At 51.7% G+C, this 22,090-nt stretch carries 21 protein-coding genes; 19 read left to right on the top strand and 2 right to left on the bottom strand.

Annotation, left to right across the window (positions count from 1 at the left end):
* The first annotated feature begins 992 nt into the window (after positions 1-992).
* The 16 genes from yabG to spoVT all read left to right on the top strand — a co-directional run bounded on the left by yabG (position 993) and on the right by spoVT (position 15,889).
* Positions 993-1,886: a sporulation peptidase YabG gene (gene yabG / locus WFJ73_RS30850; protein ID WP_336776691.1), complete on the top strand. Its 894-nt coding sequence runs from the start codon at positions 993-995 to the stop codon at positions 1,884-1,886.
* Positions 1,887-2,041: 155 nt separating this feature from the next.
* A complete protein-coding gene (gene veg, locus WFJ73_RS30845) occupies positions 2,042-2,317 on the top strand; it encodes a biofilm formation stimulator Veg (protein ID WP_012772031.1) in 276 nt (91 codons plus the stop codon).
* A 155-nt stretch (positions 2,318-2,472) separates the two neighbouring features.
* Positions 2,473-2,658, top strand: coding sequence for a small, acid-soluble spore protein, alpha/beta type (locus WFJ73_RS30840; RefSeq protein WP_012772032.1), 186 nt, complete (start codon positions 2,473-2,475; stop codon positions 2,656-2,658).
* Between the two features lie 126 nt (positions 2,659-2,784).
* Positions 2,785-3,639 (top strand): 4-(cytidine 5'-diphospho)-2-C-methyl-D-erythritol kinase, encoded by an 855-nt coding sequence (ispE, locus tag WFJ73_RS30835; RefSeq protein WP_336776690.1) that lies wholly within the window; start codon positions 2,785-2,787, stop codon positions 3,637-3,639.
* An 81-nt stretch (positions 3,640-3,720) separates the two neighbouring features.
* Positions 3,721-4,545, top strand: coding sequence for a pur operon repressor (gene purR, locus WFJ73_RS30830; protein WP_012772034.1), 825 nt, complete (start codon positions 3,721-3,723; stop codon positions 4,543-4,545).
* A gap of 63 nt (positions 4,546-4,608) precedes the next feature.
* Positions 4,609-5,004: a RidA family protein gene (locus WFJ73_RS30825; RefSeq protein ID WP_127497020.1), complete on the top strand. Its 396-nt coding sequence runs from the start codon at positions 4,609-4,611 to the stop codon at positions 5,002-5,004.
* A gap of 129 nt (positions 5,005-5,133) precedes the next feature.
* A complete protein-coding gene (gene spoVG, locus WFJ73_RS30820) occupies positions 5,134-5,418 on the top strand; it encodes a septation regulator SpoVG (protein WP_012772036.1) in 285 nt (94 codons plus the stop codon).
* 228 nt (positions 5,419-5,646) lie between these two features.
* Complete coding sequence (glmU, locus tag WFJ73_RS30815; protein WP_336776689.1) at positions 5,647-7,047, top strand: bifunctional UDP-N-acetylglucosamine diphosphorylase/glucosamine-1-phosphate N-acetyltransferase GlmU; 1,401 nt, start codon at positions 5,647-5,649, stop codon at positions 7,045-7,047.
* A 59-nt stretch (positions 7,048-7,106) separates the two neighbouring features.
* The gene (locus WFJ73_RS30810; RefSeq protein ID WP_336776688.1) at positions 7,107-7,760 is read left to right on the top strand and encodes a 50S ribosomal protein L25; all 654 of its coding nucleotides are present in this window, start codon (positions 7,107-7,109) and stop codon (positions 7,758-7,760) included.
* Between the two features lie 126 nt (positions 7,761-7,886).
* Positions 7,887-8,447: an aminoacyl-tRNA hydrolase gene (pth, locus tag WFJ73_RS30805; protein ID WP_336776687.1), complete on the top strand. Its 561-nt coding sequence runs from the start codon at positions 7,887-7,889 to the stop codon at positions 8,445-8,447.
* Between the two features lie 63 nt (positions 8,448-8,510).
* A complete protein-coding gene (locus tag WFJ73_RS30800) occupies positions 8,511-8,741 on the top strand; it encodes an anti-sigma-F factor Fin family protein (protein ID WP_012772040.1) in 231 nt (76 codons plus the stop codon).
* A gap of 126 nt (positions 8,742-8,867) precedes the next feature.
* On the top strand, positions 8,868-12,395 hold the full coding sequence (gene mfd / locus WFJ73_RS30795) for a transcription-repair coupling factor (RefSeq protein ID WP_336776686.1): 3,528 nt from the start codon (positions 8,868-8,870) through the stop codon (positions 12,393-12,395).
* Between the two features lie 161 nt (positions 12,396-12,556).
* Positions 12,557-13,663, top strand: a complete 1,107-nt coding sequence (locus WFJ73_RS30790; RefSeq protein ID WP_336776685.1) for a peptidylprolyl isomerase — start codon at positions 12,557-12,559, stop codon at positions 13,661-13,663.
* 124 nt (positions 13,664-13,787) lie between these two features.
* Positions 13,788-14,660: an SPFH domain-containing protein gene (locus tag WFJ73_RS30785; RefSeq protein ID WP_336776684.1), complete on the top strand. Its 873-nt coding sequence runs from the start codon at positions 13,788-13,790 to the stop codon at positions 14,658-14,660.
* A gap of 12 nt (positions 14,661-14,672) precedes the next feature.
* On the top strand, positions 14,673-14,858 hold the full coding sequence (locus WFJ73_RS30780; protein ID WP_336776683.1) for a hypothetical protein: 186 nt from the start codon (positions 14,673-14,675) through the stop codon (positions 14,856-14,858).
* Between the two features lie 491 nt (positions 14,859-15,349).
* Complete coding sequence (gene spoVT, locus WFJ73_RS30775) at positions 15,350-15,889, top strand: stage V sporulation protein T (RefSeq protein WP_336776682.1); 540 nt, start codon at positions 15,350-15,352, stop codon at positions 15,887-15,889.
* A 70-nt stretch (positions 15,890-15,959) separates the two neighbouring features.
* Here spoVT and WFJ73_RS30770 read toward each other — a convergent pair whose 3' ends face one another.
* Positions 15,960-16,814: an AraC family transcriptional regulator gene (locus WFJ73_RS30770; RefSeq protein ID WP_336776681.1), complete on the bottom strand. Its 855-nt coding sequence runs from the start codon at positions 16,812-16,814 to the stop codon at positions 15,960-15,962.
* 186 nt (positions 16,815-17,000) lie between these two features.
* Between WFJ73_RS30770 and WFJ73_RS30765 the strand changes: the two genes are divergently transcribed.
* Positions 17,001-18,299 (top strand): alpha-glucosidase/alpha-galactosidase, encoded by a 1,299-nt coding sequence (locus WFJ73_RS30765; RefSeq protein WP_336776680.1) that lies wholly within the window; start codon positions 17,001-17,003, stop codon positions 18,297-18,299.
* Positions 18,300-18,809: 510 nt separating this feature from the next.
* Here WFJ73_RS30765 and WFJ73_RS30760 read toward each other — a convergent pair.
* The gene (locus tag WFJ73_RS30760; RefSeq protein WP_336776679.1) at positions 18,810-19,940 is read right to left on the bottom strand and encodes a glycerate kinase; all 1,131 of its coding nucleotides are present in this window, start codon (positions 19,938-19,940) and stop codon (positions 18,810-18,812) included.
* Positions 19,941-20,133: 193 nt separating this feature from the next.
* On the opposite strand from WFJ73_RS30760, the gene mazG reads away from it, so the two are divergent.
* Positions 20,134-21,612: a nucleoside triphosphate pyrophosphohydrolase gene (gene mazG / locus WFJ73_RS30755; RefSeq protein WP_336776678.1), complete on the top strand. Its 1,479-nt coding sequence runs from the start codon at positions 20,134-20,136 to the stop codon at positions 21,610-21,612.
* A gap of 202 nt (positions 21,613-21,814) precedes the next feature.
* Positions 21,815-22,087 (top strand): HU family DNA-binding protein, encoded by a 273-nt coding sequence (locus WFJ73_RS30750; RefSeq protein WP_012772051.1) that lies wholly within the window; start codon positions 21,815-21,817, stop codon positions 22,085-22,087.
* Positions 22,088-22,090: the final 3 nt, after the last annotated feature.

Genomic DNA, 22,090 nt, shown 5'->3' with positions numbered 1-22,090 from the left:
CTATGACATGGAAAATCCGACTTACATGGCCTTACCTTGCTCTATTCACCCCTCAAGAACCCCAGTAACACGGAAATTTCCTCTTACAGCCCACCAAGAGCGTTAAGCACCAACAAATACACCTGTAACACGAAAAAACCGACTTACACGGCTCTGTCTTCGCTTCATCCGCCCACCATTGCCTCAGCAGCACGAAAAATTCCTCTTACATCCCACCAAGAACACAAGGCACACCACCGAACGCCACCTGTAACATGAAAAAATTGACTTACATGGCTCGCCTCTCGCTTCACCATTACCCGGGCAATACGCAAGTGCGGGAAGGGGGAACATAGTTTAATTAAGGAATAACTTAAATCGTAGCTTCAGGGGAAAAGTTACTGCTCTTCGGGGAGAGCTTGTGATTCCCAACCTACTGACCGGTTAATTCGGCGGCGGCGATGTACACCAAGTGAGCCGCAAAGGCGGCAAAGAGTGCTTCAGAGCAATATAATCATCCTTATGTGCGTGATTTGCTACCGGCCCCCCAGATGCAGCGCTGCTGCCGTCGGTGGTCATTCTCCCCTGCTGCTCTGTCGCAGGCAGGCGTAGCTACGCCACAACGCTGCGTGGAGCAGCGGTGGGTCACGCTTGTAATGCACTCGTGGCCCGCGGGCAGGCAACGCCGCTGCCCGCCCGCCATAACGCCGCGCCAGGCGCAGCAGCGCGGCGGGACTCCGCCTCCCACAAGAAATGTGGGAGGCAATTGGGAAGCGGAGGCTATCCGCAAGAGGGTAAGGGGTAACTCCCATAAGGAGCGGAGCGTCCGCCTTTGCCTGTACATTGCCACCCATGTGGCATAAGTTCATGCAATGTACAGGCAACAGCGGCCGTTGGGAGTTACCCCGTCCCTCAGTGCGGCAAACGGAGCACGCCACACTAAGCAATCGCACAATTTTCTCCGCACATTCCGCCCTCTCCACCCATACGATAAACGAAGAGGTGATTTACCCATGAAGCAAGGGGACCTGGTCGTCCGCAATTCCTATGGCGGTGACGTGCTGTTCCGAGTTGAAGAGATGCGATCCGATCAAGCCTTATTGAAAGGCACGGATTACCGATTGCTTGCGGATGCGCCAATTCCCGACTTGTCGGTTGTTCGTGATCCGGAATCGACAAGCGCGCGGCAGCAAGTGAAGATTAAAGTAAACGACTCTCTTAGACGGATGCGGCAGGAAAAGGCGCATCTTACGGTGTTATCAAGCCCTGACCGAGCTGCTTTGCAACAGCAAAGCCAGTCTTATTTTGAATTGCCGGGCAAGGTGCTTCATTTGGACGGAGACGGCAACTACTTACGGAAAAGCATGCAGTTGTACCAAACAATGAAGGTACCCGCACATGGCGTGCATGCTCATGAATCGCAAATGGCGCAGCTGCTGTATCGTTTGCTGCCGCAGGTAAAGCCGGATATCGTTGTGATCACCGGTCATGACGGAGTCCTAAAGAACCGCGAGGGCGAAGATCTGTATAGCCTGAGCAGCTACAAAAATTCGCAGCATTTCGTGAATGCCGTACGCGTTGCCCGCCAATACGAAAAGAACATGGATGGGCTTGTTGTGGTGGCCGGCGCATGCCAATCGCATTTTGAAGCGCTGCTGCAATCGGGCTCCAACTTCGCGAGTTCCCCTGGAAGAATATTGATCCATGCATTGGATCCTGTATATATTGCAATTAAAGCAAGTTATACCTCTGTCAGGGAGTCAATCAACCTCTCGGATGTGATTCATGGGACCATCAGCGGGATTGACGGGGTAGGCGGAATTGAGACGATGGGTAGACACCGGATGGGGCTGCCGAAGCCGAAAAAAGTGACTCATTCCACGGCAAGTATGAAGATAACGTCTTAATATGTACATTTTTTAAGTGAATATGCATCAAATTCGAAAAAATGGGCGAAAAAACCGTTGACAAGAAAATAAAAACGCTGATATAATATTTTGCTTCATTTGACAAACCTCCTCTTTCTGGTTATAATGGACAAGGAAAGAGGTGGTAGTGGACAATGGCAAAAAACGCGCTATTGGAAATTAAACGCAATTTGGAAGCCCACGTAGGCTCCAAAATCCGTCTTCGAGCTAACGGTGGCCGGCGAAAGACCATCGAACGCACCGGCACGTTAGAAGAAATCTACCCTTCTGTTTTCATTGTCAAACTGGATCAGGAGTCTCACGCGTTTAAGCGCGTTTCCTACAGTTATGCGGATATACTGACAGAGTCGGTTGAAGTGACCGTGTGCAATGATGAAGGTCAAGTCCGAATCACCCATATTCAACAATAGATGCATGCAGCATGCTTAAACGCGGATCAAATGGATTCGCGTTTTTTTTCATATCGAATGTTATTTGAATTCAGTCTGCTGCATAAGCGACTATCTGCTTGGCACATACTATACCGCAATCACATACCTTTCTAAGGACAGGAGGTGCACGGAACATGGGCCGCAGAAGAAGTGTCATGTCCGAGCAACTGAAATACGAGCTGGCGAAGGATCTGGGTTTCATCAACAAGGTGGAACAAGAAGGCTGGGGCGGTATTAGCACAAAGGATGCCGGCAACATGGTGAAGCGGGCAATTCAGCTTGCCGAGCAGGCCGCAGCCAGAAATCACGGACAGCAATAGACAGGAAATAAAGCCGTTAGAAAAGCTAAGAGAGCGGGGCGTTTAAGGCCAGCGTTGACCTCTTAGCTTTTCTTGTGCCCGTTTGTTATAATGTTGCTTAGCTAACAACGAACGGGAGAGCTTGCCATGAAAATTTACGAAAAGGCTCCGGCGAAAATAAACCTGCTGCTCGATGTCCTGCGGAAGCGGGAGGATGGATTCCATGAAGTCGAGATGATCATGACGATGGTCGATCTGGCTGACCGTCTGGAGCTGGAGGAGCTGCCGAGGGATACGATTATTATATCGAGCCAGGCTGGATACATACCGCTTGACGAGAAGAACCTGGCCTTCCAGGCTGCGCGTCTGATCAAAGAGCGTTACGACGTCCGTAAGGGCGTATATATACATCTGGATAAAAAGATACCGGTAGCCGCGGGGCTCGCCGGGGGCAGCAGCGACGCTGCCGCTGCGCTGCGCGGGCTGAACCGCCTGTGGCAGCTTAATATATCGGAGGACGAGCTTTGCCGCCTTGGTGCGGAGCTTGGCTCCGACGTACCGTTCTGCGTGACGGGAGGTACCGCGATAGCGCGCGGACGCGGGGAGAAGCTGGAGCGGATCAGCAATCCTCCGCAGTGCTGGGTCGTATTAGCCAAGCCTCCTATTAACGTATCAACGGCCGATGTATACGGCAAACTGCGTGCCAATGAACTGAAGAACCATCCTTTAACGAAGGAGATGGTATCGGCCATTGAACGCGGATCCTTCTCGGATATCTGCGCCGGACTTGGCAATGTGCTCGAGAATGTGACCTTGGATTTATATCCGGAAGTGCTGCAGCTGAAAGAAAGCATGCAAAAGCTAGGTGCTGATGGCGTCCTCATGTCGGGCAGCGGACCAACGGTATTTGGTCTAGTCTCGAAGGAAGCCAAGCTTCCACGTATCTATAATGGACTTCGCGGATTCTGCAAGGAAGTCTACGTGGTAAGAATGCTGACATAATGCTGACGTTTTTCTTGATTAAATCCGTATAAAAATGTTATATTGACTTTATATTATTCGGATTTAGTGGGGGGAATGGCTTTGAAAAAATTGAAGCGAAGCGCAAGACTGGTAGAGATGACGCAATATTTGCTGAGTCGTCCCCACACGTTAATTTCGCTCACAGCATTTGCTGATCGCTATCAGTCTGCAAAATCTTCCATTAGCGAAGATTTGGCCATTATAAAAGAGGTCTTCGAAGAAGAAGGCTTCGGTGAATTAAATACGCTAGCCGGTGCTGCAGGGGGCGTGAAATACACGCCTAAGATGCATACTTCCACGGCTTTATCGATTATGGACAACATTTGCCGCCAACTGGAACAGCCTGAGAGGGTACTTCCGGGCGGTTATTTGTATATGACCGATATGCTGGGACAACCGGAGCTGCTGGCCGATGTTGGACGAATGTTTGCGACAGCTTTTGCTGACCGAAATATTGACGTGATTATGACGGTTGAGACCAAAGGAATTCCGCTTGCTTACGCAACGGCGGCCTGCCTCAATCTGCCGGTTGTGATTGTAAGACGAGATAATAAAGTGACGGAAGGTTCAGCGGTAAGCATCAACTATGTTTCCGGCTCCAACAAGCGGATCCAGACGATGTCCCTTGCCAGACGTGCCCTCAAGGAGCAGTCCCGCGTCCTTATTATTGATGATTTCATGAAAGCCGGCGGTACGATTCAAGGGATGATGGATTTGCTTTACGAATTCAAGGCGACCGTAGCGGGCGTGGGCGTATTTGTAGAATCGGGCGAAGTGGAGCATGAAGAGCGTCTGCTCGAGGATTACGTATCGCTTGCGACATTGACGGCCGTTGATCTGAAGACGAAGCAGACAAAAGTTATTCCGGGCAACTATTTCAAATAAATAAGCATAGCGGCGCAACCGTTTATGCTTGAATTACATGAATAGGAAGGTTGGGAATTCGCAATGACAGACAAAAAGCTGCAAGTAATTGCTACAGATAAAGCGCCGGCTGCAATCGGGCCGTATTCGCAGGCTATTAAGGTAGGGGATCTGCTATTCACCTCCGGTCAAATTCCGCTGGACGCATCGGGCCAACTGGTAGAGGGCGGAATCGAGGAGCAGACTCACCAAGTTTTTCGTAATTTACAGGCAGTATTAGAAGAAGCAGGAGTAACATTAAATAATGTTGTAAAAGCAACAGTATTTATGAAAGACATGAATCAATTTGCAATTGTTAATGGCATCTATTCTTCCTACTTCGGCGACCATAAGCCAGCACGCTCCGCCGTTGAAGTGGCGCGGCTTCCGAAGGATGTGCTTGTCGAAATCGAGCTCATTGCATCGACTGTTGTCGAATAGAAACGAAAAAAAATTATCTGTAAAAAAATATTTTAAATATCGCATATTTTTCCAAAAAAGCAGAAGGAATTAGCACAAAAATGTGGAAGTATACACCAAGTCTCAGATAGGCAAAGGTGGTGAACACAAGTGCAAATTACTGATGTCAGACTCCGCCGTGTAAATTCGGAAGGGCGTATGAAAGCTATTGCTTCTATCACCATTGACAATGAATTCGTTGTTCACGATATTCGCGTCATCGATGGTAACAATGGCATGTTTGTGGCTATGCCTAGCAAACGTACGCCAGATGGAGAATTCCGGGATATCGCTCACCCAATTTCTTCGACGACCCGGGAGAAAATCCAAGCTGCTGTACTCGCCGAATACGAGCGTGCGGCAGTGGAAGAAGTGGCAATTGAAGAAGGAGCTTAAGCCTATCCTTTAAGTAACGGAATTGCGTCCCTTTGTCAGGACGGCATACGCCGTTTTAACAAAGGGATAATAGAAAAGAGGGCCGCGAGGCTCTCTTTTCTTTTTTTGTATAATGGGATATAGTCTTTTACAAGGTGGCGGAACGCGTATTTTTGCGTATCTTTTTCATAGGATTTCAAAACTTATAAATATCAACATTCAAAATAGGTAGTGTAGGAGGAATTTCAATTGAAGGTAATGACGATTGTATTGGCTGCCGGTCAAGGCAAGCGGATGAAATCGAAACTATATAAGGTTCTTCATCAAGTGAGCGGCAAACCGATGGTTGGCCATGTGCTCGATACGGTTAATGAAGCAAAGAGCGAGCGGACGGTAGTTATCGTTGGTCACGGGGCGGAGATGGTAAAAGGCTATCTCGGCGATCGCGCGGAATACGTGCTGCAGGAGCAGCAGCTTGGCACCGGCCATGCCGTACGTCAAGCAGAAGCGCTTCTCGGTTCGGAGGAAGGAACAACGATCGTCATTTGCGGCGATACTCCTCTTGTGCGGGCGGAAACCATTCAATCGATGCTGGCTTTGCATACATCCAGCGGCGCGGCAGCAACGGTTCTGACGGCGTCCTTCGATAATCCTACCGGTTATGGACGCGTTATTCGCGGCGCGGATGGCGCCGTACAGCGCATTGTCGAGCAGAAGGACTGCTCTGCCGAGGAAGCGGCCGTGAAGGAAATCAACACGGGGACGTATTGCTTCGACAACAAAAAGCTGTTTGCGGCTCTCGCAGAAGTGAAGAACGAGAACGCGCAAGGCGAATACTATTTGACCGATGTTATCGGTATTTTCCGTGATGCGGGCGACACCGTTCAAGCCTACTGCACGCCGGACCTGGCGGAAGCGATTGGGGTAAATGACCGCGTAGCGCTGGCAGATGCCGAACGATTCATGCGTGAGCGCATTAACCGCAAGCATCTAATTGAAGGAGTAACGATTATTGATCCTGCCAATACGTACATTGAAGCCGATGTGCGCATTGGAGCAGATACGATTATATATCCGGGTACCGTTCTGCGCGGCAAAACGGTTATCGGCGAGGACTGCGTAATCGGGCCTCAGGCCGATATTACCGATTCCGAGATTCTAAGCGGCGCTGCCGTAAAATATTCGACGGTTGCCGATTCGGTTGTGGGCAAGGACAGCACGGTTGGTCCATACGCGAACCTGCGTCCCGGCTCGAAGCTTGGTGAAGGCTGCAAGGTCGGCGATTTCGTCGAGCTCAAAAACGCTACGCTTGGCGATGGCAGCAAAGTGTCCCATTTGAGCTATGTGGGCGATGCCGTAGTCGGCAAAGACGTTAATATCGGCTGCGGAGCGATTACGGTCAATTACGACGGCTTCAACAAAGCGATTACGGAGATCGGCGACAACGCTTTTGTAGGCAGCAACGTCAATCTGATCGCGCCGGTGAAGCTTGGCGAGGGAGCTTACGTCGTAGCCGGATCGACCATTACTCATGACGTTCCGTCCGGTGATCTGGCGATTGCGCGTCAGCGTCAAGAGAACAAAGCGGGTTATGCGGATAAGATCCGTGCCCGCGCGAAAGCGAAGAAAGAAAGAAGCAAGAAAGAATAGGTTTTCCAATGGTTGGGCAAAGTGATATGGAAATTGACTTTTAGGAGGTTCCTATCCCGATGTCCATACCGATGATGGCAGAACAAAGAACAACAACCATGAAAAGCGAGCTCCGCAGCTTACGGGCAAGCGGCAGAGTGCCTGGCGTAGTATACGGCAAACAGCTTGCTTCCCCGGCTTCCGTTGCCATTCAGGAGAAGGAGCTGCTCGCGTTACTGCGCAGCCACCCGAATGCGGTTATCGATCTTGATATTCCTGGAGCCGGCAAGCAGTCGGTCATGATTGCGGAGGTACAGCGCGAGAAGCTGTCGCATAAGCTGCTTCATGTTGATTTTCAACAAATTAATATGAATGAGGAAGTAACGACGCATGTCCGTATCGACCTGGTTGGCGATTCGCAGGGCGAGCGCGAAGGCGGTATCGTCCAGGCTTTGCTGCATGAGCTGGAGGTGCGTTGTCTGCCGGGCAGCATTCCGGATTCGATTCCGGTCGATGTAACGGGGCTTCTGATGGGCAGCAGCTATCTGGTTGGCGATGTTCAGGTACCGGCTGGCGTAACGATCGTAACCGATCCGTCGGCTGTGCTTGTCACGGTCCTGGTACCTCAGAAGGATCTGACGGCGGAGGAAGCGGAGGCGCAGGAAGTAGAAGCGAAGGAAGCGGTATCGCGTTCCACGGAGGCGCAAATGCACGAGGTCGATTTTGCAAAATAAAGCAACGGATAAACGGTATCTGCCCTTTGCGGGAAGATACCGTTTCTTCCTTTCGTGCAGGGAATATTGCCCATCGTGTAGAATGAATATAGACATACGCAAAATGAGATTGGAGAGCAGGATAGCATGAAGTGGATTGTAGGGCTGGGGAATCCCGGCACAACCTATCAAAGCACGCGGCATAATGTAGGCTTTATGGTCATAGACGAGCTGGCTCGGCGCTGGAACATTCAAGTGACGCAGAGCAAGTGCAAGGCTTTGATTGGCGAAGGAAATGTACATGGCACGAAGGTTGTCCTTATCAAGCCGATGACTTATATGAATCTGTCCGGGGAATCGGTGCGGGGGTTCATGGATTACTTCAAGGCTAATCTGGAAGACGGACTTATTGTTTACGACGATATGGATACGGAGGTCGGTAAAGTACGGCTTCGTTATCAGGGCAGTGCGGGAGGCCATAACGGCATCAAGTCGCTTATTCAGCATTTGGGCACGCAGCAGTTCAACCGGATCCGAATGGGCGTCTCGCGTCCGCAGCCGGGCCGCAACATTGCCGATTACGTGCTGGATAATTTCCCGAAGAGCGAGCAGGAAGCACTGAAGAGCATGATCGAGCAGGCCTGCGACGCGGTGGAGTATAGTCTGAAGGCGAGCTTCGACAATACGATGGCCAAGTTTAACAAGTAACCGCCTAAGCTCGGACAAAACGGGCATACTGAAGGGTATAACTATTCTTCAGGAGGCATACATATGGCTGTGAACTATATTTGCCGGCACTGCCGGACGCCGATGGGGACGATAGAGGAGAAGGAAATTTCCGAGTCGCGGCTCGGTTTCCATTTCTTGACCCCCGAAGAGCGCAGCGATATAATAGCGTATAACTCGAACGGCGATATTACGGTTAAGGTTGTTTGCGATTACTGCCGCGAGGCGCTGGAAGCAAACCCGGAGCTTTTGCTCGTCGTAAATCCGCTGCAGTAGTGTAACGCAATAGCGTTCGTAGCCTTGGCATTCGGCTGAGGCTTCTTTTCGATGATTCCTATTGTAAAATAAAGCTTCTATTTCTTTGCCTTTTGTCTTGTGTATAGAAACGGGGTGCCTTCACGATTGAAAGCGTTAGTACAGGCTTTTGCCGCGGATCCGGATGTACAATCGATTATAGCCGGCGTCCGCAAAGGAATGCGCGAACAGATGATATCGGGACTTGCCGGCTCTTCCAGGCAAGTACTCGTTGCGGCGGTGAAGGATGATTTAGACCGTCCGCTGCTTGTTGTCACGCATAATATGTATGCCGCACAGAAAATTGCAGAGGATTTGCAGGAATGCATCTCTGCCGATGATGTATTGTTATATCCCGCGAACGAGCTGGTAGCTGCCGAAGCGGCGATCTCAAGTCCTGAGACGCTGGCGCAGCGCATGGATGTGCTGATCAAGCTGTCCGAAGGCTTCCGCGGGATTATTGTCGTTCCGTTCTCCGGCATTCGGCGCTATCAGCCGATTAAAGGGGTTATGTCGGATGCTAAGATTACGGTAAAGGTTGGCGACACGATTGAACTGGATGATTTCCTGCGCCAAATGACCGGTCTTGGCTACGTCCGCGCGGACCGCGTGGAGTCCAAAGGCGAGATGAGCGTACGGGGCGGTATCGTAGACTTTTATCCGCTTACCGCGGAGCTCGCGTACCGGATCGAATGGTTTGGAGACGAGATAGATTCCATCCGTACCTTCGACCCTTCCGACCAACGTTCGCTTGATAACCTGCAGACGTTTACCGTAACGCCTTGTCAGGAGATCGTTGCCGACAAGCGGCGCTTTAGCGCTGCAGCGGAGCATGCAGCAACTCTCCTTGCCCAGCAGCTCGACAAAATGACGGATCGAATGGCGAAGGATCGCCTCCGTCAGGAAATCGGCGGCGAGATTGAGAAGCTGCGGGAGCAAGTCTATTTTCCTGAAATCTATAAATATATATCCATGCTGTACCCGGAAAGACAGACCATTCTGGACTATATGCCGGAGGATACGGTTCTTATCCTGGATGAGCCGACAAGGCTGATCGAGACGGGCCGCCAGCTGGAGCGGGATGAGGCGGAATGGTCGACCCATCTGCTCTCCAACGGCAAATCGCTGCCAAGCTTTACGCTCGCCCGGGAATCGGATGAGATTTTGCATCACCGGAAGTTCCAAACGCTGTTTATGTCGCTCTTCCTGCGTCAAATCCCGCATTCGCAGCCTCAAAATATCCTGAATATGACGAGCCGCGCGATGCAGAATTTCCATGGGCAGATGAATGTGCTTAAGGCGGAGATGGAGCGGTGGAAAAAGACCGGCGCGAAGGTGATGATGCTAGGCGGCAACGCCGAGCGGCTCGACCGGATCCGCCGCGTGCTGCAGGATTACCATATCGAGCCTCCGATCCTGATTGAAGGTAATCTTCAATCCGGCTTTGAGCTGCCATCCTCCCATCTTGTCATTATTACGGAAGGCGAGATGTTCTCGCAGAAGCAGCGCAAGGCGCGCCGGATGGACAAGAAGATCGACAACGCCGAGCGGATCAAGAGCTATACCGAGCTGAAGGTCGGCGATTATGTCGTTCATCAGAATCACGGTATCGGCAAATACGTCGGTATCGGCACGCTGGAGATCGGTGGCATTCATAAGGACTACCTGCATATCTTGTATGCTGGCGGAGATAAGCTGTCCGTGCCGGTCGAACAGGTCGACATGATTCAGAAATACGTCGGTTCCGAAGAGAAGGAGCCGAAGATCAATAAGCTGGGCGGCAGCGAATGGGTACGGGCAAAAAATAAAGTCCGAGCCTCCGTTCAGGATATTGCCGATGACTTGATCAAGCTGTATGCGGAGCGTCAGTCGGCGCCCGGATTTGCTTTCGGCCAGGATACGGCCTATCAGAACGAGTTCGAAGCGATGTTCCCGTATGATGAGACGCGCGATCAGCTGCGGGCGATCGAAGAGATCAAGAAGGATATGCAGAAGCCGCAGCCGATGGATCGTCTTCTGTGCGGCGATGTAGGCTACGGCAAGACCGAAGTGGCGGTTCGCGCCGCTTTCAAGGCCGCAATCGAAGGAAAGCAGGTAGCTATTCTAGTCCCAACGACCATTCTTGCCCAGCAGCATTACGAAACTTTCCGGGAACGATTCTCAGGATATCCGTTCAACATTCAGGTATTAAGCCGGTTCCGTTCCCGCAAGGAGCAGAACGATACGATGAAAGGCCTGAAGGCGGGTACGGTCGATGTAGTGATCGGCACGCACCGCTTACTGTCGCAGGATGTTATCTTTAAAGACTTGGGTCTGCTTATCGTCGACGAAGAGCAGCGGTTTGGCGTGTCGCATAAGGAGAAGCTCAAGAAGCTGAAGACCAATGTCGACGTGCTGACGCTGACCGCTACGCCTATTCCGCGGACCTTGCATATGTCTATGTTGGGCGTTCGCGATTTGTCGGTCATCGAGACGCCGCCGGAGAACCGTTTCCCGGTGCAGACTTATGTCGTCGAATACAGCACCTCGCTCGTGCGTGAAGCGATTGAGCGGGAGTTGGCGCGCGGCGGGCAGGTATATTACCTGTATAACCGCGTGCAAGGGATTTATCAAATGGCCGAGCAGATCAATGCGCTTGTGCCGGATGCCAAGGTTGCGGTCGGTCATGGCCAAATGTCGGAGCAGGAGCTGGAGAAGACGATTCTGGACTTCCTGGACGGCGAGTCCGACGTGCTTGTCAGCACGAGCATTATCGAGACCGGCGTCGATATCCCGAACGTAAATACGCTGATCGTGCACGATGCGGACAAAATGGGTCTCTCCCAGCTGTACCAGCTGCGTGGCAGGGTTGGCCGTTCAAACCGGATTGCTTACGCCTACTTCACCTATCAACGGGACAAGGTGCTCACCGAGGTGGCGGAGAAGCGCCTGCAGTCGATCAAGGAATTTACGGAGCTTGGCTCAGGCTTCAAGATTGCAATGCGCGACCTTTCCATCCGCGGAGCGGGTAATTTGCTTGGGGCGGAGCAGCATGGCTTTATTGCTTCCGTCGGTTTTGATCTGTATTCGCAGATGCTGGCTGACGAGATTGCGAAGCGCAAGGCGGAGATGGAAGGCGTGGAAGTGAAGGAAGAGCGCCGCGTCAGCACGCTGATCGACGTCAGCATCGATGCTTACTTGCCTTCCGATTATATTTACGACAGCATCCAGAAGATCGAGATCTACAAGAAAGTGGCTACCGTTACGTCTATTGACGAAGCGGAGGATCTGGCAGAGGAGCTGATCGACCGTTTCGGCAACCTGCCTCAGGCCGTGGACAATCTGCTCTCGGTTGCGCGGCTTAAGGTATACGGCACGCAATACGGCATTGAACAGATCAGCCAGAAGGGCGACGACCTTATCGTCCGCTTCGGCGAACGCGAGAAGAAACGGATTGACCGCAAGCTGGTGGATCAGCTGTGCGTGCAGTACGAGAACCGGTTCCGCCAAGGCGCGATTCAGGATGAGTATCCAACGCTTCTGCTGCGTGGCAAAGGGCTTGAGATGGATCAAAGGGTCCAGCTTCTGGAAGGTTTCCTGAAGAAATTCAAGGATGCAAGAAAAGGCGAAGAAGCACTGCAGGACGCAAAAGGCTAATGATAGATAAACGTATATTTTCCATATACTAAGCTTGCATCACGTCTAAAAGTAACAGGCAGCTCCTCCTTGCGAAGAGCTGCCTGTTACAAGCTTGTGGTCAAGCCTTGTCGTTTTCTGTTACAATACAATAAACTTCTCAAATTGAAAGGGGATTCAACATGTTGCACACAAAACGCAAATCGACATGGCGCAGAAGCGCACTGCTCGTAATCGCGGCAGTGCTGGTCATGACGATCATGGCGGCTTGCGGTGGCAAGAAAGAAAGCGAGGGCGGCTCCAATGGCCTCACTTTCGCAGGGGCGGGCAAAGGCACTGTCGTTGCAACTTACAAAGACGGCACCGTCACAGAAGCGGAGTTCAACAAGTACCTGGATATCTTCAACATCATGCAGCCGGGCTATGAGCAAGTGATTGCAATCCCGCAGTTCAAGGAGCAATTGCTCCAGCAATTCGTTTCGTACAAGATCCTTGCCAAGCAAGCTACTGAAGCAACGCTCAAAAAAGCAGGCGATGAAACGAACGACCAGATGAAGAGCTTTGAAGATACGCTCAAAACAAATGCCGACGTTAAAAAGACGCTGGACGACAAAAAAGTATCTACAGCTGACGTAAGAACCTACCTCAACCTGATGCTGGTTGTGGTTGAGCATATGAATTCGAAAGTAACGGACGACGAGATGAAAGCCGAGTACGAGAAAAACATCGGCAACTATAATCCGGTAACCGTTCGTCATATTCTCGTAGCAACAACGGATCCTTCGGATTCCACGAAGACGCTTCGCACGAAAGAGGAAGCTCTTGCCCGTGCAAAAGAAGTGAAAGCGAAGCTTGATGCAGGCGGAGACTGGACAGCCCTTGCTAAACAGTATTCCGACGATACAGGCTCGAAAGATAACGGCGGCGAATACAAAGACGCAAAAGCCTCGGATTGGGTAGAGGGCTTCAAAAATGCGGCTCTGACGCAGCCTGTCGGCAAAATCGGCGATCCGGTTGAGACGGAATACGGCTACCATGTCATTTTGGTTGAGAAACGCGACCAAGCAGCCTATGACAAAATTACGGAAGATCAAAAGAAAGAAGTTCAAAGCGCTGTTGCTTACAACCACATGAATACGTTCATGACGGATGAAATGCCGAAGCAGGACGTGAAAATTACGCTGCCTGAAGCATCCGCTTCACCAAATGCTTCCGCATCGCCAGGTGCTTCGGAGTCGCCAGCGGCTTCCGAATCCCCGGCAGCGTCGGAGTCTCCGGCAGCTAAATAAAGGCCTTTAAAGAAAGCTGATCTCATCATGCAAATGACGGATCAGCTTTTTTTTATGAAATTCTTTCTTGTTTTTGTAAAAAGTGATATCATAATTATATCAAAATAATATAAGGGGTGTTCTTATGAAGGAATATAAGGCTTGGCACGTAAACGGATTCCTCGCATTGCTCGCCGCGATTATTTCTTTTGCCGGAGGTATCGCATTTATTATATTTGGCGCCGATCAGCTGGACCCGAATGTTTTTCTGATTGTTCTTGGGATATTGCTTGAGGTGGTCTTTATCGTAGCGGTATCCTCGCTTACAATCGTTCAGCCAAATGAAGCGAAGGTTATTACCTTCTTCGGTACGTATGTTGGTACGGTCCGCGAGAGCGGTTTATGGATTGTTGTGCCGTTCACGAACAAGAGGAAGGTATCGATGAAGGTCCGCAACTTCAACAGCCAGACCCTGAAGGTGAATGATGCGGAAGGAAATCCGGTTGAGATTGGCGCCGTTGTTGTGTTTAAAGTGACGGAGACGGCAAAAGCGTCTTTTGACGTGGACAATTACGAGCGCTTCGTGGAAATTCAGAGCGAGACGGCTGTCCGTCATATCGCTGCCCAGTATCCTTACGATACCTTCTCCGACACCGCACAGCAGTCGCTGCGAGGCAATGCGGATGAAGTAGCGGCGGAGATGATGAATGAGCTGCAGAATCGCCTGGCCGTAGCCGGCGTAGAAGTACTGGAGACCCGCCTGACGCATCTGGCTTACGCGCCGGAGATCGCAAATGCCATGCTGCAGCGTCAGCAGGCGATTGCAATCGTATCGGCTCGTCAAAAAATTGTAGAAGGCGCGGTTGGCATGGTGGATTCCGCTTTGAAGCAGCTGGCGGAGAACGGAATCGAGCTGGATGAGGAGCGTCGCGCGGCAATGGTCAACAATCTGATGGTTGCCATTGTATCGGACCGGGGAGCAACGCCGGTTATTAATACGGGCACGCTGTACTCCTAAGAGGACAGTCCAATGGGGAAAGATAAGAAAGCTTTTGCGCTCCGGCTCGATCCAGATTTACACCGTGCCATCGAGCAATGGGCGAATGATGAATTCCGCAGCGTGAACGGGCATATCGAGTTTTTGCTCCGGGAGGCGCTTGGCAAAGCCGGAAGGCTTCCCAAGCCAGCGCCCAAGAATCCGGCTAATAATGAGTGATGTTTGGCAGCCGCCGTTCTATCCTTTAAAGGGTGAAACGGCGGTTTTTTTTGAATGGATTTTTTCACGTGGAACAATTAGCGGGGTTAATTATTAAAAAGAAGGAAATGAAGCAAGGTTTTTGCCATAGAAGGGAATGCTTTAAATGGTGCTTTACGGATTGTCTTACCACATCTGTCCGAGATCCCCTGGCTTCAGCAGGAAACCCGCAGGAAGCGGCGGATAGCCGTGCATAAGAAATTGGGAGCCGATGAATACTATGGTCAGATTCACAAAAGAATTCGTTATCGAACGCGCTAGACAGAAGAGCCGCCGAATCACAACCAGCATAACGGCAGCTTTAGAATAGGCGCTCCGCTAGCTGAATCATTCTTTTTCCGCGAGAACGCTTTAACCCTTGGATTATGAACGAGGAGGGCGGCAATCGCTTGTTATGAAGGCTAATCGTATCCAGTGACTTAAAATCCTCTAGGAAAGTGGGGCAACAAGAAATGAAAGCAACTGGAATTGTACGTCGCATCGATGATCTCGGGCGTGTGGTGATTCCGAAGGAGATCCGCCGTACTTTACGTATCCGCGAAGGAGATCCGCTCGAAATATTTGTTGACCGCGATGGTGAAGTAATCCTGAAGAAATACTCTCCAATCGGTGAGCTTGGTGACTTCGCCAAAGAGTATGCCGAATCCTTATTCGAGAGCACCAACCATGTTACCCTCATTACCGACCGCGATACGGTTATTGCCGTAGCCGGCGCTTCGAAAAAAGAACTGCTGGAGAAGCAGATCGGCTCGATTTTGGAAGGATGTATGGATAACCGCAAAACGACTGAAGGCGCTTCCGGCACATACGAGATCGTTAAGGATATGCACGACACATACTCCGCTTATGTAGCAGCACCAATCGTTGCAGGAGGGGATCCAATCGGCACCGTTGTCCTGCTCAGCAAAGACGATACGGTTAAAATGTCACAGATGGAAACCAAAATGGTGGAGACGGCGGCAGGCTTCCTGGCGAAACAAATGGAACAATAATCAAACGAAAATTAAGGCTTGGTTCCCGTTAACCGACTGCAGATTGCATCGTAACGGAAACCAAGCCTTTTCATGTGGCGGTGCGGTTGATATGATCGCGGGATGCCCGGGGAGAGCTGCCGATCACTCTCTTGAACATTTTCGAGAACAGGAACGGGTCGGTATAACCGACGGAGCGGGCGATGTCGCCAATGGTGAGCTCTTGATGATGCAGAAGCTCAACAGCCCGGTTCATCCGGAAACGGAGCAGGAAGGCCTGCAAGGAGACGCCTAGCTGCGTTTTGAATAATCCGGACAGGTAAGTGCGGTCGAGCCCCACGAAATTCGCGATGTCCTGAACGGAGATCGGAAGGCTGTAGCTGTTCTCGATAAAGGCAACCGCTTTGTTGATGTAGGCTTCTTTCGTATTAACGGCATGCGCCGGAGCAGAGGGCTGTTTATTGCAGGCGACCAGCCGGGCCATGTACTGGTACAGGAGACTTTGACTGAATAGATCCCCGCTGCCGGGATGATCCTCTAGGGCTTGATGGAATTGCTCATAGACGGATTCGAAAAAGTCCTTCTGCTCCGTCGCGTCAAATATCGGATTTGCAGGGCTAAGGCCGGCCCGCTGCAGAAGCGATTTCGCATGAAGTCCTTTTAATCCTACCCAGGAATAAGTCCAAGGGTTCTCCTCGTCAGCTTTGTAATGCACAAGCGAACCCGGAATGATAAGAAAGCCTTGGCCGGCATGCAGCTCATAGCTCAGCTCGCCTAACCGGAATTGACCGGTGCCGCTGTGGATGTAATGGATAATATACATATCGCGCAGTCCGGGGCCCCAATAGTGCCCGGGATCGCAATCCTGCTTGCCCCAAAAGAGCAGGCTTAAGTCCATATAACGCTCTGTTGCCGGACTGGGCAAATAAATTTCGGTTAACGGCATAGGGCGGTTCCCTCCAGTGTGGATGGTACACAGCTTATTTCTTTATTATAAACAAGGCGGCGCGGCTCGTCATAAGGAAATGGGATTATGACAAATAAATAAGAGGCTTTGCCATGTTCGCTTGCCTGCTTCGGATATATAGTGGAGGAGTCAATTCCTTTTACGAAAACGGAGGCGGAAGCAAAGATGTCTAAAATTACTTTTCTAGGTGCGGGAAGCACGGTATTCGCGAAAAATGTTCTTGGTGACGTAATGTCAACGGAGGCCCTGCAAGGCTTCGAGCTTGCCTTATTCGATATTGATGCGGGGCGGCTGCGCGATTCCGAGCAGCTGCTGTTGAATATGAAAGCATCCCTCGGAAGCAGCTGTGTCGTTAAAGCCTATTCCGATCGGAAAGAAGCGCTCCGCGGAGCTAAATATGTGGTCAACGCCATTCAAGTCGGCGGATATGATCCATGTACGATTACGGACTTTGAGATTCCGAAAAAATACGGGCTTCGCCAGACCATTGCCGACACGGTTGGTATCGGCGGCATTTTCCGCAACCTGCGCACGATTCCGGTCGTGCTTGATTTCGCAAAGGATATGCGTGAGGTATGCCCGGACGCTCTGTTCATGAATTATACCAATCCAATGGCGGTTCTGACGAACGTGCTGTCGACGGCGGGCGGCGTTAGAACGGTGGGCTTGTGCCACAGCGTACAGGCTTGCGTGTCCGATCTGTTTAAAACCTTGGGGATGGACGCTACGGGAGTGGAATCCAAGATTGCGGGCATCAACCATATGGCCTGGCTGCTTGAAGTGAAGAAGGATGGCGTGGATCTGTATCCGGAGATCAAGCGCCGTGCGGCGGAGAAGCAGAAGGAGAAGCATCATGACATGGTCCGGTTCGAAATGATGCTGAAGTTCGGCTATTACATCACGGAGTCGTCCGAGCATAATGCGGAGTATCATCCGTACTTCATCAAGCGCAATTATCCGGAGCTGATCGAGCGCTTCAATATTCCGCTGGATGAGTATCCGCGCCGTTGCGTCGAGCAGATCAAAGGCTGGAATAATATGCGTGAATCGCTGCTTGCCAACAGTAATATCGAGCATAAACGCAGTCATGAATACGCTTCCCATATTATGGAGGCCATTGAAACGGGCAAACCGTTCAAAATCGGCGGCAACGTCATGAACACCGGTCTGATTACCAACCTGCCGAAGGAAGCCTGCGTCGAGGTTCCGTGCCTTGTTGACCGCTCGGGCATCAATCCGACGTATGTCGGCGATCTGCCGCCGCAGCTGGCCGCGCTCAACCGCACGAACATCAATACGCAGCTGCTGACGATTGAAGCGGCGCTGACGCAGAAGAAAGAGCATATTTACCATGCGGCTATGCTGGATCCTCATACTTCGGCGGAGCTATCGATGGATGATATTGTGGCTTTGTGCGACGATTTGATCGAGGCTCATGGGGATTGGCTTCCTGCGTATAAGTGATGCGAGATGATCGATGGTGGGCGGGGGCAGAAAATATACTTCCTTCCAGTTGCTGTTGTACCCATGAAATTTTGAATTAACTCGCTCAGGCGAGATTTCATGGGTACAAAGGCAAGCGCTACGCTCCTCCAGTAAGTATATTTCCTTTACCCTATCTATCGATCGCAGCGCGATCAAAAACCGCACAAAGCGCGGTTTTTATAGGCAAATAAGGCCGCCCACTCCTATTGGGCTGCCTTATTTTTTTCTTGGCGGCCTGGATGGGCTCAGGCCGTCTCTAAAATAGCTCGGCTGCCCGGGTCAGTAGGCAGCCTATTGCAGTTTATAAAGCAATTGATGGAGGGGAGGAATTGTATCCCTTTAAGGAGCGGAGCGTTTGCCTTTGCCGTCTAAAAGCCTCGTTTACGAGCTTATTCAAGCTTTTAGACGGCAACAGCAACCGAAAGAGATACGATCCTGGACTGAGATCGCATATGCGTCAAAATGTTCAGCTCATCTCCGTACGGAAAATCAATTGCGCCCCGCCAGGAAAGTACGGATAACTTGCTCGGCCGCCTGTTCAAGCAGGATGGGGGCACGCTCCATCGCTTCCCGCAAGGTCATCGGCGTATTCATGATGCTATGCACGCTGCTAATGCCCTCCGCATGCAGAACATCCATGCCGGGGCCGACGAATCCGGCCAACGCAATCGCAGGTACTCCATTTTTCTTGGCCAGTTGAGCGACGCCCATCGGCGCTTTGCCGGAGGCCGTCTGGTGATCGATACGGCCTTCCCCGGTTATGACCAGATCCGCTCCGTTTAAATGCTCCTCCAGATGCACATGCTCCAGAACGACATCAATGCCGCGGCGAACGGAAGCGGGGAAGAAGGCCAGATAGGCGCCGCACAAGCCGCCGGCTGCACCTGCGCCAGGGCGATCGTGGAGTCGGATTCCCGTCTTTGCTTCGATTAAATTCGCCCACACCGTCATCCCTTGCTCAAGCTGGTCTACCTTCTCGGGAGACGCGCCTTTCTGCGGACCAAAGACGCGAGCAGCCCCTTGCTCCCCTATAAGCGGGTTTTGCACGTCAGTGGCGATAACAAAGGAAGATTCCGCAATGCGCGGATCCCATAGACTGTCGTCAATCGCCGCAATATCCGCTAGAGCCCCTCCGCCGGGCGGTACGGGCTTGCCCTGCCGATCCAGCAGTCGCATTCCTAGCGCCTGCAGCATGCCGGTACCTCCGTCATTGGTGGCACTGCCGCCTACGGTGAGCAGAAACCGCCGGCATCCAAGGTCTAGCGCATGGCGAATAAGCTCGCCTGTCCCGTAGGTTGTCGTCAGGGAGGGATCACGCTGCTCCTCCGTCAGCAAGCAAAGGCCGGAAGCTTCCGCCATCTCAACAACGGCAGTCTGTCCGATTATTCCGTAAGAAGCGCTAACGCTTGCCCCAAGCGGGCCGGTTGCGTTAACGGTTATGCGCTCACCGCTCGTAGCCGCGAGCAGGCTGTCGAGCGTTCCCTCACCGCCGTCAGCGATCGGAAGCTTGACGATGTCGGCATCCGGCGCGCAACGCCTGATGCCTTGAGCAATAGCTTCCGCCGCCGAAGCGGCGGACAAGCTGCCTTTGAAAGAATCCGGTGCTATAACGATTTTCACGAGCAGCCATCTCCTTTTACGTTTCTTATTGCTTTTAGTATACCTGATTCCCGGGTCTCTGCGCCGCACCTCGGCGTAGCAGATAAAAAGCCTGCCAATTGCCCTCTCCAGCATCCGGGCATTATTAATCCCCACGCAAGAAATGGTATACTACCTGTAGAATCTGCATGTGGCAGGGAGGAGCATTGCGAAAATGGCACAAACGATAACGGTAGTTGGCCTGGGATCGGGCGATCCCGATCAATTAACGCTTGGCGTGTGGCGGAGGCTGCAGGAGGCGGAGACGATTTATGTCCGCTCGGAGCAGCATCCGGTGATGTCGCTGCTGCGGGAGCATCAGCTGGCTTACACGTCCTTTGACAGCGTTTATGAACAGCATGACACCTTTCCGGAGGTTTATGATACAATAGCGGATACGCTTGTCCGCAAGGCGCTGGAGGCATCCGCGCCAATCCTGTATGCCGTGCCGGGGCATCCGATGGTAGCGGAGCGCACGGTACAGCTGCTGCGCGAGCGCTGCTCGCTGGCTGGTATAACGCTCGAAATTATTGGCGGGGAAAGTTTCCTTGACCAGACTTTTATCCGTCTTGGCATTGATCCGATCGAAGGGTTCGCGCTGCTTGATGCAGCCGAGCTGAAGGCGGCTCACGTGCAGCCGCGCGTACATACGATTATTGGGCAGGTCTATGATGCTTATACGGCATCGGATGTAAAGCTCGCGCTTATGGAGCGCTACCCGGATGACTACGAGGTTGTCGTTGGTCATGCGCTTGGCGTAACGGGCGAGGAACAGATCCTTAAGGTTCCGCTGTACGAGCTCGACCGGACGCCGGGCTTCGGCAATCTGTCGCTGATCTGGGTGCCGCGTACGGAAGAGGATGCCGTTCTTAACCGCACGTTCGACCGTCTGCATGAGATCGTTGCTATTCTGCGCAGCCCCGGAGGCTGTCCGTGGGACCGCGAGCAGACGCATCAGTCCATCCGCAAGAATTTCATTGAAGAGCTGTATGAAGCGCTTGAAGCCATCGATAACGATGATCCCGACAATATGCGGGAGGAGTTTGGCGACGTGATCCTGCAGGTGATGCTGCACAGCCAGATGGAAGAGGAGACGGGAGCGTTCTCTGTCTATGACGTTATCGAAAGCCTGAACGAGAAGCTGATTTTCCGCCATCCGCATGTGTTTGGCGACCGCAGCGCCGGGGATGCCGGCGAAGCGCTTGTCAACTGGGAGCAGATGAAGGCCGAGGAGAAGAAGCTTAAGGGCGAAGCCGATGCCCGCAAATCGCAGCTGGACGGCATTCCGAAGGATCTGCCGGCGCTTATGAAGGCCTACCAGCTTCAGAAGAAGGCGGCGAAGGTTGGCTTTGATTGGGAGGAGCTGGAACCGGTTCTGACCAAAATAGAAGAGGAGCTTCGCGAGCTGCGCGAGGCGATAGATTCGAAGGATTCGGAAGAGCAGGCAGGAGAGCTGGGAGATTTGCTGTTTGCGGTTGTGAACGCTTCTCGCTTTATCCACGCTGATCCTGAGGAGGCACTCTCTCGCACCAATGCAAAATTTAAGAGCCGATTCTCTTATATTGAGGAGCAGCTTCGTATAAACGGCAAAACTTTTGACCAGACTGATTTAACAGAAATGGATCGTTGGTGGGAAGAAGCGAAGCGACAATAGAGCCTCGGATTCGCCACGAATCGCAACATTTCTGCATCTTTCGGTAAATTTTTTTACTCGTGCAGCAGGATTTTTTTACTGACAAGCAGAATAAGTATCAACGTGTTTGTGTTTATGCTTAAAATTACCAAACAAACGGCAGCGCCCATTAGCAGCGCTGACCGAACAAAACAGGCGAATTGAATTTAGGAGGATATTAATAATGAACAAAACAGATCTGATCAACAACATTGCAACAAAAAGCGGTTTGACTAAACGTGACGTAGAAGCAGTATTGAACGGCTTCCTCGGCGAAGTTACTGACGCGCTTGCAGGCGGAGACAAAGTACAACTGATCGGCTTCGGTACTTTCGAAACTCGTAAACGTTCCGGCCGCGTTGGCCGCAACCCGCAAACGGGTAAAGAAATCTCCATCCCAGAATCCAAAGTTCCTGCATTCAAAGCAGGCAACAAACTGAAAGACGCTATCAAGTAATAC

The organism is Paenibacillus sp. MMO-58, from assembly GCF_037146255.1.
Classification (GTDB): domain Bacteria; phylum Bacillota; class Bacilli; order Paenibacillales; family Paenibacillaceae; genus Pristimantibacillus.
Note: the sequence above shows the minus strand (reverse complement) of the source record. Positions and strands in the feature narration are given on the sequence as shown.

Excerpts from the sequence above, each read along its gene's own strand:
- WFJ73_RS30790 (WP_336776685.1), top strand. The coding sequence starts at position 12,557 with ATGTTGCACACAAAACGCAAATCGACATGGCGCAGAAGCGCACTGCTC.
- WFJ73_RS30810 (WP_336776688.1), top strand. The coding sequence starts at position 7,107 with ATGTCCATACCGATGATGGCAGAACAAAGAACAACAACCATGAAAAGC.
- ispE (WP_336776690.1), top strand. The coding sequence starts at position 2,785 with ATGAAAATTTACGAAAAGGCTCCGGCGAAAATAAACCTGCTGCTCGAT.
- WFJ73_RS30780 (WP_336776683.1), top strand. The coding sequence starts at position 14,673 with ATGGGGAAAGATAAGAAAGCTTTTGCGCTCCGGCTCGATCCAGATTTA.
- WFJ73_RS30770 (WP_336776681.1), bottom strand. The coding sequence starts at position 16,814 with ATGCCGTTAACCGAAATTTATTTGCCCAGTCCGGCAACAGAGCGTTAT.
- WFJ73_RS30785 (WP_336776684.1), top strand. The coding sequence starts at position 13,788 with ATGAAGGAATATAAGGCTTGGCACGTAAACGGATTCCTCGCATTGCTC.
- WFJ73_RS30825 (WP_127497020.1), top strand. The coding sequence starts at position 4,609 with ATGACAGACAAAAAGCTGCAAGTAATTGCTACAGATAAAGCGCCGGCT.
- WFJ73_RS30800 (WP_012772040.1), top strand. The coding sequence starts at position 8,511 with ATGGCTGTGAACTATATTTGCCGGCACTGCCGGACGCCGATGGGGACG.
- pth (WP_336776687.1), top strand. The coding sequence starts at position 7,887 with ATGAAGTGGATTGTAGGGCTGGGGAATCCCGGCACAACCTATCAAAGC.
- yabG (WP_336776691.1), top strand. The coding sequence starts at position 993 with ATGAAGCAAGGGGACCTGGTCGTCCGCAATTCCTATGGCGGTGACGTG.
- WFJ73_RS30765 (WP_336776680.1), top strand. The coding sequence starts at position 17,001 with ATGTCTAAAATTACTTTTCTAGGTGCGGGAAGCACGGTATTCGCGAAA.
- spoVT (WP_336776682.1), top strand. The coding sequence starts at position 15,350 with ATGAAAGCAACTGGAATTGTACGTCGCATCGATGATCTCGGGCGTGTG.
- veg (WP_012772031.1), top strand. The coding sequence starts at position 2,042 with ATGGCAAAAAACGCGCTATTGGAAATTAAACGCAATTTGGAAGCCCAC.
- WFJ73_RS30750 (WP_012772051.1), top strand. The coding sequence starts at position 21,815 with ATGAACAAAACAGATCTGATCAACAACATTGCAACAAAAAGCGGTTTG.
- WFJ73_RS30840 (WP_012772032.1), top strand. The coding sequence starts at position 2,473 with ATGGGCCGCAGAAGAAGTGTCATGTCCGAGCAACTGAAATACGAGCTG.
- mazG (WP_336776678.1), top strand. The coding sequence starts at position 20,134 with ATGGCACAAACGATAACGGTAGTTGGCCTGGGATCGGGCGATCCCGAT.